We start from the raw sequence: 9,590 nt of genomic DNA on the forward strand, positions 1-9,590 counted from the left end.
TTCGATCCCGCTGCCGTTGCCGTTCCCGTCGTGCCCGGCGTTCGGCGGGCCGGGCCTCGACACGCTGTACCTGACGAGCATCGCCAATTCGGGGCATCGGCTGGTTGCCGATCACCCCGATGCGGGGCGGATCACGGCGATCCGCGGGCTCGACGCCCGCGGGATCGCCGAGGGGGTTTACGCTTAACGCAGCGCGATCGAGATGCCGCCGTCGACGAGCAGCGACTGGCCGGTGACGAAGCCCGCGCGGGCACTGTCGGCGAAGAAGAGCACCGCTTCGGCAATGTCCGACGTTTCGCCGAGCCGCCCCAGCGGCGTGCTCGCGACGCGCGCCGCGAAGGTCGCATCGTCGAGCATCGCGCGGACGCCTTCGGTCGCGACGGTCGACGGGGCGACGGCGTTGACGCGGATCTGTTCGGGCGCGAGTTCGATCGCCGACGAACGCGTCATGCCCTCGACCGCCGCCTTGATCCCGCAATAGACCATCGCATTCGGGAGGCCCATATGCGCCGAGACCGAGGCGATGTTGACGATCGATCCGCCGCCGCGCGGGCGCATATGCTTCGCCGCGGCCTGCGTGCCCCAGACGATGCCGGCGATGCCGACGCCGAGCATCTTGTCGAGGCTGTCGGCGTCGATGCCGTCGATCGGCGAATATTTGGTCCACATCGCATTGTTGACGACGACGTCGATGCCGCCGAGGTCGGCGGCGGCGCTGTCGAACGCGTCATGCAGCGCGTCGCGGTCGGACACGTCGCAGCCGAGCGCGACGGCCTTGCCGCCGTCGGCTTCGATCTGCCGGACGAGGTCTTCGGCCCAATGCGCCTTGCGGTCGAGCAGCGCGAGCGACGCGCCGTTGGCGGCGAGCTTGAGCGCGATGTCGCGGCCGAGGCCGCGCGATGCGCCGGTGACGAGCGCGACGCGCCCTGCGAGTGATTTGGTCATGGATGGATTGCCCATAAAAATGGAGCCCGCTTCAGGGTCCGTATTCCCTTACAGCGCCGTCGAGGCGCCCAAATGGCGAACAGGTCGGGCCGAAAGACGCGCCGGGAAGGCTGGTTGCCTTTCCAAGCGGCTTTCGGGCCGAGATGGAAGCCATTTGGGCGTCCCGAAGGGATTTGATTAAAATGGCCCATTGCTTCGTCGAGAAGTCTAGAAATATCGACATATTCCTTCGCCTTCTCTCCTCGCACTGGGCCATTTTTCTTCAAACCTCGACGGTGCTGTAAGGGATTACGGACCTTTGGGCGGGCTCCAGTGGGAGAGAGATCAGAATTTGTACCCGACTTCGACCCCGTAGACCCTGCCCTTGTTGAGCGGGGAGAAGGTCGAACCGGCGAAGAAGGGCAAGGGCGCCTCGGTGCCGAAGGTCGCTTCGTTGAGGAGGTTGTTGCCATAGACCGAGACCTTCACCGGCCCGCGGCTGACCGCGAGGCTGGCGTCGACCATCGTCGCGGCGCGGAGCAGGCCGGTGTTCTGGTCGTTGTAGAAGGCGGCATCGCGGTGGTTGGCGCCGACGCGCGCTTCGGCATCGAAATCGCCGCCGAGCGCGGTGGCATAGGTGATCGAGCCGCCATAGCTCCACGGCGACAGGCGCGGCAGTTTCAGCGCGAAATCGCGATCGTTGATGACGCCGTCGGCGTTGAGATCGAACAGGATCTTTTCGTATTTGCCCTTGGTGTAGCCGAACTGGCCGGCGATCGTCAGGCCCGACATCGGCTTGACCAGCACTTCGCCCTCGACGCCCTTGATCGACACGTCGGCGGCGTTGGTGATGATCTGGAAGTTGCCGAAGGGCGCGAAGGGCGCCTGGAACTCGCGCTGGGTGCCGTTGATGCGGTTGTAGAAGCCCGCGAGATTGACGCGCGCGAAATTGCCGAATTCCTGCTTCACGCCGACTTCATAGGCGTCCTGCTTTTCCTGGTCGAAGGGACCCGGCGCGACATTGGGGTTGAGGTTGCGGAAGTTGTAGCCGCCGCTGCGGAAGCCCTGTGCGAACGAAGCGTAGAGCAGGGTGTCCTCGGTCGGCTTGAACTGGACGCCGACGCGCGGGGTGAAGCCGCTCCAATTGTCCTTGTCGACGAAGTCGTACGAACAGCGCAGCGTGTCGAGGTTGCAGCCGCCGACGCCGATCGAGCGGACCTGGACCGCCTTTTCCTCGGCCGAGTAGCGCGCGCCGACGCTGAGCGTCAGCATGTCGGTGATGTTCCAGTCGACCGTCGCGAAGACGCCGCCGGTCTTCTGCTTCTGGCGCCCGCCGCCCGAGACGGTGAGCGCGCCGCCCGAGAGCAGGCGCTGTTCGGCGTAGTTGATGTCCTGGTCGAAATAGAAGAGCCCGGTCGTCACGTCGAAGGCGCCGAAGGTGCCCGCGTAGCGCAGCTCGTTGCTGATCTGCCACTGCTCGATATTGTTGCGCGAGTGGAGGCTGGTGACGGGCGAGCCGTCGACGTCGGCGCCGCTGTCGTTGCTGAGCGCGCGGACCGCGGCGATGTTGGTGATCGTGCCGTCGCCGAAGGCGGTGTCGATGTTGATCTCGGCGATGCCCTGGTCCCAGTCGGTCTTGGTGAAGCCCGCGTAATTCTGGTTCACGCGGAAGCTGTCGCGCGGGAAGAGGCCGTGGTTGGTGACCGCGGGGCCGTCGCCGCGGATGCGGCCGTGCTCGTAGCGCAGGATGAGGTCGAACGTGTCGTTCGGCTGGAAGCGCAGCGCCGAGCGGACGATCAGCGTCTCGCTGCCGCCGATCTTCTTGCCGTCGAAGTCGTTTTTGAACCAGCCGTCGTCGTCGTTGTAATAGACCGCGACCTTGCCGCTGAGCACGTCGCCGACGAGCGGGCCCGAGACCGAGACGCTCGCGCGCTTTTCGAGGCCGGTCGACAGCGCTGCCTTCGCATCGACGCGGAAGCGGTTGGTGGGGGTGGTGGTGCGCAGCAGCACCGCGCCGCCGGTGACGTTGCGGCCGAAGAGCAGGCCCTGCGGCCCGCGCAGCACCTCGACGCCCTCGAGGTCGAAGGTGTCGAAGAGGACGCCGGCGCTGACGCCGAGATAGACGCCGTCGACGAAGACGCCGACGGTCGGGTCGATCGAGGGGATCGAGCTGTTGATGCCGAGGCCTCGGATCGAGAAATTGGCGTAGCCCGGGGTGGTGCCGACGCTTTCGAGCGAGGCGTTGGGGACGGCATAGCTGACGCTGGCGATCGAGCGCGCGTGGATGCTGTCGAGTTCGTTGGCGCCGAAGGCGGTGACCGCGATGGGCACGTCCTGGACATTCTGCGCCGAGCCGCGCTTGGTCGCGGTCACGACGATCGCGGTCAGGCCGCCATCATGGGCCTGCGCTTCGTCCTGCGAGACGTCGTCCGATACGTCCTGCGCAAAGGCGGGCGTTGCGGTGAGGAGGGCGGCGATGCCGGCGCCCGCCAAAAATATGCTGTGCTTCTTCATCGTCCACTCCCTGATGAATCGCGCTTTCCTTGTCATCCCCCGGCGGCGTTTGCCGGAAGGAAGGTGCGCGGGCTTTGAGGTTGGGTGCAGCCCGTGGGGCAGGTTGCCGGCCCCCGTTCTGGCTTTGCGACGCGAAGGGCAATGCGGACGGCCCGCTCGCCCCCGATAATCACAAGCGCGATTCCGCGCGACCGCTTTCAATCGCGGATGAGATTTTCTGCCCGCCCGGCCGCTTTCGCACCGGGTCCGCCCGCCGCGATGCCATGGAGGCGGCAAATGGGAGAACGGAAATGAGCAGCATTCGTATCGAAGTCGAAAACCACATCGCGCTCGTCACGCTGGACAATGCGCCGGTCAACGCCGCCGCGCTCGACATGCTCCAGGAAATCACCGACGCCTTCGACAGCTTCAACGACCGCGACGATGTACGTGTCGCGGTGCTGACCGGCGCGGGCAAATGCTTCAGCGCGGGCGCCGACCTCAAGAACCGGCCCGACCTGTCGATCCCCGGTAAGCGCTGGAACCGCAATCGCATTGTCCGCGAAGTCGCCTATTCGATCGCCGATTGCGCCAAGCCCGTGATCGCCGCGGTCAACGGCCCCGCGCTCGGTGCCGGTTTCGGCCTCGCCGCGAGCTGCGACATCATCGTCGCGTCCGAAAATGCCGTCTTCGGCCTGCCCGAGATCGACGTCGGGCTGATGGGCGGCGGCAAGCATACGTCGCGGATCGTCCCGCACTCGCTGACGCGGCGCATGATGCTCACCGGCTATCGCGCGCCGGCGGCGGAAATGTATCGCCGCGGCATCATCGAGGCATGCCTGCCGGTCGAGGAGCTGCTGCCCTATTGCATGGACATGGCCGCCGTCATCGCGTCGAAGAGCCCGCTCGCGACGCGCTATGCCAAGGACAGCATGCGCACGATCGAGAATATGACGCTGCGCGACGGCTATATCTATGAGCAGGGCAATACCGCGAAGCTGTCGACCTCCTATGACGCGCAGGAAGCGGTCGCGGCCTTCGTCGAAAAGCGCGCGCCCGTCTTTCAGGGTCGCTGAGCGGAGCCGCCGTCATGGACTGGAATTTCGGCGACCTGCTGGACGCGACCGCGGCACATGTGCCCGGCGACCGTCCGGCGATCATCCGCGGCGACCATGTCACCAACTGGGCGGATTTCGATGCGCGCACCAACCGGCTCGCGCGGGCGATGCTCGCGGCGGGGCTGCCCGCGGGCGCGCGGATCGCAATCCTGGCGCGCAACATCCCCGAATTCATCGAGATCGCGGCGGCGGCGTTCAAGGCGCGGCTGACGCACGTCAACCTCAACTATCGCTATACGACGTCCGAGATCGAATATGTGCTGCGCGACTGTCAGGCGGCGGGGCTTTTCTATCAGGACGAGTTCGGGCCGGTCGTCGCGTCGCTGATCGGCGGGGCGATCGAGCATCTGGTATATGCGGTGCAGATCGGCAGCGACGGCGCCTATGACGGCATCGTATCGCAGGGCGACGCCGCGCCGCTCGGCATCGAGCGGTCGCCCGACGACGGCTATCTTCTCTATACCGGCGGCACCACGGGGCGGCCCAAGGGCGTGATGTGGCGATCGGCCGACGCGCGCCGCTCGCAGCTCGAATCGCCGGTTGCGGTATCGACCCCTGCCAGCATGGACGACCATATCGCGCAGGTGCTGAAAGGCGCCGCAGGCCGCGTCATGCCCGCCTGTCCGCTGATGCACGGCGCAGGACTCAACAGCTCGCTCGCCGAACTGCTTGTTGGCGGCACGGCGGTGCTGCTGCCGTCGGACCGGTTCAGCGCCGAGGAATTGTGGAGCGAGGCCGAACGGCACAAGGTCACGCGCATCCTGATCGTCGGCGACGCCTTTGCGCGGCCGATGGCCGATACGCTGCTTGCCCATCCGGGCCGCTGGGATCTTTCGGCGCTGCGGCTGATCTCGTCGGCGGGGCTGATGTGGTCCGAGCAGGTCAAGGCGGCGCTGCTCGCCGCGCTGCCTCAACTCACCCTGCTCGACATCCTCGGCGCGTCGGAGGCTTCGGGTTTCGGCTATGCGATCACCAACAAGGACCGCGCGACGCCGACCGGACTGTTCGAGCCGGGGCCGCAGACGGTGATCGTCGACCAGGACGGAACCCGCGTGCTCGCCGACGGCGAGGTCGGGTCGGGCTGGCTCGCCCGCCGGCCTCCCTTTGGCGCGGGCTATCATGGCGATCCCGAAAAGACCGCGAGCGTCTATCGCATCATCGACGGCCAGCCCTATGCGGTGCCCGGCGATATGGCCGAACGCCTGCCCGACGGGCGGCTGCGCCTGCTCGGTCGCGGCAGCATGTGCATCAACACCGGCGGCGAAAAGGTCTTTGTCGAAGAGGTCGAGGAGGCGCTGAAGCGTATCGACGGCGTCGCCGATGCGATGGTGTTCGGCCTGCCCGACCCGAAGTGGGGCAGCGCGGTGACCGCGCTGATCGAGGCGGGAGATGCGCCCGACGATGCGGCGCTCCGCGCCGCGCTGTCGGCAGACCTCGCCGCCTACAAGCAGCCGCGCACGATCATCCGCGTCGCGGTGCTGCCGCGCCATGCGAGCGGCAAGAGCGATTATCGCAGCGGCATCGACATCGCGCGCGAGCGCATCGCCGCGGGCTGATCCGCGCCGACCCGACAGAAGAATCCCCGGAAAGACTATCATGCAACAGGCTGAAAATAATAGCGCAACCTCTCCCCGCCGCCTCGACGCGCTGATCATCGGCGCGGGCTTCGGCGGCATGTATGCGCTCCACCGCACGCGCGGTATGGGGCTCGACGTGCATCTGATCGAGGCGGGCGACGATGTCGGCGGCACGTGGTACTGGAACCGCTATCCCGGCGCGCGCTGCGACGTGATGAGCATCGATTACAGCTACAGCTTTTCGGACGAGATCCAGCAGGAATGGACGTGGAGCGAGCAGTTCGCGGCGCAGCCCGAAATCCTGTCCTATGCGCGCTTCGTCGCCGACAAGCTCGACCTGAAACGCGACATCAGCTTCGAGACGCGCGCGACCGCGGTCGAATATGACGAGGAGGCCGCGCTGTGGCGCGTCGAGACCGATGGCGGGGTCGTCTATGAGGCGAATTATTGCCTGATGGCGACCGGCCCGCTGTCGGTGCCGAAGCAGGTCGACATCCCCGGCGCCGCCAATTTCAAGGGCGAACTCTACCTCTCGGGCAAATGGCCGCACCATGACGTCGACCTGAAGGGCAAGCGCGTCGCGGTGATCGGGACCGGGTCGTCGGGCATCCAGATCGTCCCCGTCGTCGCCGAACAGGCCGCGCATCTTTACGTCTATCAGCGCACGCCGAGCTTCACGCTGCCGATGCGCAACCGCAAGCTCGACGAAGACTATGTGTCACACATCAAGGCGCATTATCCGGGTCTGCGCGCCGCCGCGCGCCACTCGCTGACCGGCGGCGTCCGCCCGATCACGCACCGCCCGGTGTTCAGCGTGACGCCCGAGGAGAGCCGGAAGCTGATGGAGGACGCCTGGGCGCATAGCGGCCTGTCGTTCCTCGGCCTGTTTTCCGACCTGCTGACCAATCGCGACGCCAACGAGGTCGTCGCCGAATTCGTGCGCGGCAAGATCGCCGAGACGGTGAACGATCCCGAAACGGCGCGCAAGCTGACCCCGCGCGGCTACCCGATCTTCGCGCGGCGCCCGTGCCTCGATACCGGCTATTATGAAGCCTATAACCGCGACAATGTGACGCTGAAGGATTGCCTCGAGCATCCGATCGTCGAGATCACCGAAAAGGGCATTCGCACCGCCGAGGGCGAGGTCGAGGTCGATATCATCATCGCCGCAATCGGCTATGACGCGCTGACCGGCGCGATGCTGTCGATCGATATCGAGGGCAGGGACGGCCGCAAGCTCAAGGACAAATGGGCCGATGGCGGCCGTTCGCACCTGGGCCTGATGATCGAGGGGTTCCCGAACCTGTTCGTCATCGCGGGGCCGAACGGGCCGTCGGCGCTCGCCAATTTCATCCTGCTCAACGAACAGAATGTCGACTGGGTGTGCGACTGCATCACGCATATGCGCAGCGAGGGCATCCGTTCGATCGAGGCGAACGCCGATGCCGAGGACGGCTGGATGAAGAAGGTGACGACGCTGGGTTCGCTGTCGCTCTATCCGACCGCGAACACCTGGTACACCGGCGCCAATGTGCCCGGCAAGCCGCGGACGTTTCCCGTCTATATCGGCGGGCTGGGGCGTTATCGCGAAATCTGCGCCGATGCGGCGGCCGAGGGCTATCGCGGCTTTACCTTGCGATAGTTTCGGGCCAGGAGCGCCTTTCATGTCGACCGAAAGATTGTTCGAGCCGCTGTCGCTTGCGCGCGGCAAGCCGATGAAGAACCGGCTGATGCTCGCGCCGCTGACCAACCGGCAGAGCCACGCCGACGGCACCTTGTCGGATGACGAGCATAAATGGCTGGAGATGCGCGCTGCGGGCGGCTTTGCGCTGACGATGACGGCGGCGTCGCACGTCCAGCCGGTCGGGCAGGGGTTTACGGGGCAACTCGGCGTCTTTGCCGACGATCATCTCGAAGGCCTGTCGGCGCTGGCCGCCGCGATCAGGGCGCGCGGGTCGCTCTCGTCGCTGCAACTGCATCATGCGGGCAGCCGCGCCGAACCCGAGCTGATCGACGCGCCCGTCGCGCCGTCCGAGGTCGCCGAGCGGGGCGTCCGCGCGCTGTCCGAGGCCGAGGTCGAGGTGCTGCGCGAGGATTTCATCGCGGGGGCGCGGCGCGCCGAGCGGGCAGGGTTCGACGGTGCCGAAATCCATGGTGCGCACGGCTATATCCTCGCCGAATTCCTGTCGGCGGCAAGCAACCGGCGCACCGACCGCTATGGCGGCAGCATCGAGAATCGCGCGCGCATCCTTTTCGAGATCATCGACGGCATTCGCGCCGCGACGGGTCCCGATTTCCAGCTCGGCCTGCGGCTTTCGCCCGAGCGTTTCGGACTGGAGATCGAGGAAATCCGCGACGTCGCGATCGAGGTGCTGCGGCAGCAGAAGATCGATTATCTCGACATGTCGCTGTGGGACGTCCGCAAGGAGCCCGAGGACGAACGGTTCAAGGGCCGCTCGCTGATGAGCGTCTTCACCGAATTGCCGCGCGGCGAGGTCCGCCTCGGCGCGGCGGGCAAGGTGATGGACGCGGCAGACGCGGCGTGGGTGCTGGATGCCGGCTGCGACTTTGCGATGATCGGGCGCGCCGCGATCTTGCGCCATGATTTTCCCGAACGCGTGCGCCGCGATCCGGCCTATCGATCGCCCGCGCTGCCGGTTTCGGCCGGCCATCTGCGCGACGAGGGGCTGAGCGACATCTTCATCCATTATATGCGCCGTTGGCCGGGATTCGTCGAACCTGACGCATAGGGGGTGGGCGACCTGTCGCACGCTGACGCCTGAGGTCGGCGCCGGGTCAGATGCTCGAGCCGGCGGGCAGACATCGACCGACCGCGTGCTTCGTCGCTGCGCTGCCCGGTTCGACCGCCTCGCCGACGAGAATGAGCGTTGCGGCCCCGGCCGCGAACGAGCTCGTCGCAAGCTCGAGAAGATTTAGCCGCGTTGCCAGCCGCCGCTCGCCCGGGCTGCTGACATCGCAGGCGATCATCACCGGGGTGTCGCCGCCCATGCCGGCGCGCATCAGGCCGCGCATGATCTCGCCCGCCGCCTCGCGGCCCATGTAGAAGGCGAGGGTCGAGCCGCCGCCGGCGAGCGAGGCCCAGTCGATGTCGAGCGCGGCGCCGCGCTTGCTGTGCGCGGTGACGAAGCGGACGTCGCGCGCGACGCCGCGCAAGGTGAGCGAGAGGCCGGCGGAGGCCGCGGCGGCGCAGGCAGTGGTGATGCCGGGGCAGATATGGACGGGGTATCCGGCGTCGCGCAGTGCGGTCATTTCTTCGGCCGAACGGCCGAAGATCGACGGGTCGCCGCCCTTGAGGCGGACGACGCGCTTGCCCGCGGTGGCGGCGGCGACGAGCAGCTGGTCGATCGTGCGCTGGTCCTTCGAATGGCGGCCCGAGCGCTTGCCGACGCTGACGGTCTCGGTCAGCGGCGGGACGAGCGCGAGCACGCTGTCGCCGACGAGCGCATCGTGGAAGACG

7 protein-coding genes and 1 pseudogene are annotated in these 9,590 nt (G+C 66.8%); 5 read left to right on the forward strand and 3 right to left on the reverse strand.

Going from position 1 to position 9,590, the window contains the following annotated elements:
- Positions 1-187: pseudogene (locus tag B1A78_RS18225) on the forward strand (SMP-30/gluconolactonase/LRE family protein); the annotation flags it as partial.
- On the opposite strand, the gene B1A78_RS18230 reads toward B1A78_RS18225, so the two are convergent.
- Together B1A78_RS18230 and B1A78_RS18235 are read right to left on the reverse strand one after the other, a co-directional pair.
- Positions 184-945, reverse strand: a complete 762-nt coding sequence (locus B1A78_RS18230) for an SDR family NAD(P)-dependent oxidoreductase (protein WP_077148329.1) — start codon at positions 943-945, stop codon at positions 184-186. The pseudogene B1A78_RS18225 and the gene B1A78_RS18230 sit on opposite strands and share 4 nt — an antisense overlap.
- 324 nt (positions 946-1,269) lie before the next feature.
- The gene (locus B1A78_RS18235; RefSeq protein WP_077148330.1) at positions 1,270-3,438 is read right to left on the reverse strand and encodes a TonB-dependent receptor; all 2,169 of its coding nucleotides are present in this window, start codon (positions 3,436-3,438) and stop codon (positions 1,270-1,272) included.
- Between the two features lie 290 nt (positions 3,439-3,728).
- Between B1A78_RS18235 and B1A78_RS18240 the strand changes: the two genes are divergently transcribed.
- Genes B1A78_RS18240 through B1A78_RS18255 form a run of 4 tightly spaced genes read left to right on the forward strand, consistent with a single transcriptional unit; the run spans position 3,729 to position 8,862 of the window.
- The gene (locus B1A78_RS18240) at positions 3,729-4,493 is read left to right on the forward strand and encodes an enoyl-CoA hydratase/isomerase family protein (RefSeq protein ID WP_077148331.1); all 765 of its coding nucleotides are present in this window, start codon (positions 3,729-3,731) and stop codon (positions 4,491-4,493) included.
- A gap of 14 nt (positions 4,494-4,507) precedes the next feature.
- Complete coding sequence (locus B1A78_RS18245; protein WP_077148332.1) at positions 4,508-6,091, forward strand: AMP-binding protein; 1,584 nt, start codon at positions 4,508-4,510, stop codon at positions 6,089-6,091.
- Between the two features lie 40 nt (positions 6,092-6,131).
- Complete coding sequence (locus B1A78_RS18250; protein ID WP_077148333.1) at positions 6,132-7,754, forward strand: NAD(P)/FAD-dependent oxidoreductase; 1,623 nt, start codon at positions 6,132-6,134, stop codon at positions 7,752-7,754.
- Positions 7,755-7,776: 22 nt separating this feature from the next.
- Complete coding sequence (locus tag B1A78_RS18255; protein ID WP_077148334.1) at positions 7,777-8,862, forward strand: NADH:flavin oxidoreductase; 1,086 nt, start codon at positions 7,777-7,779, stop codon at positions 8,860-8,862.
- 46 nt (positions 8,863-8,908) lie between these two features.
- Here B1A78_RS18255 and cobA read toward each other — a convergent pair.
- Positions 8,909-9,590, reverse strand: a 682-nt coding sequence (cobA, locus tag B1A78_RS18260; protein WP_077148335.1) for a uroporphyrinogen-III C-methyltransferase, incomplete at its 5' end; no start/stop codon positions are given.

Source organism: Sphingopyxis sp. KK2, from assembly GCF_001990265.1.
In the GTDB taxonomy this organism is placed as follows: Bacteria; Pseudomonadota; Alphaproteobacteria; order Sphingomonadales; family Sphingomonadaceae; genus Sphingopyxis.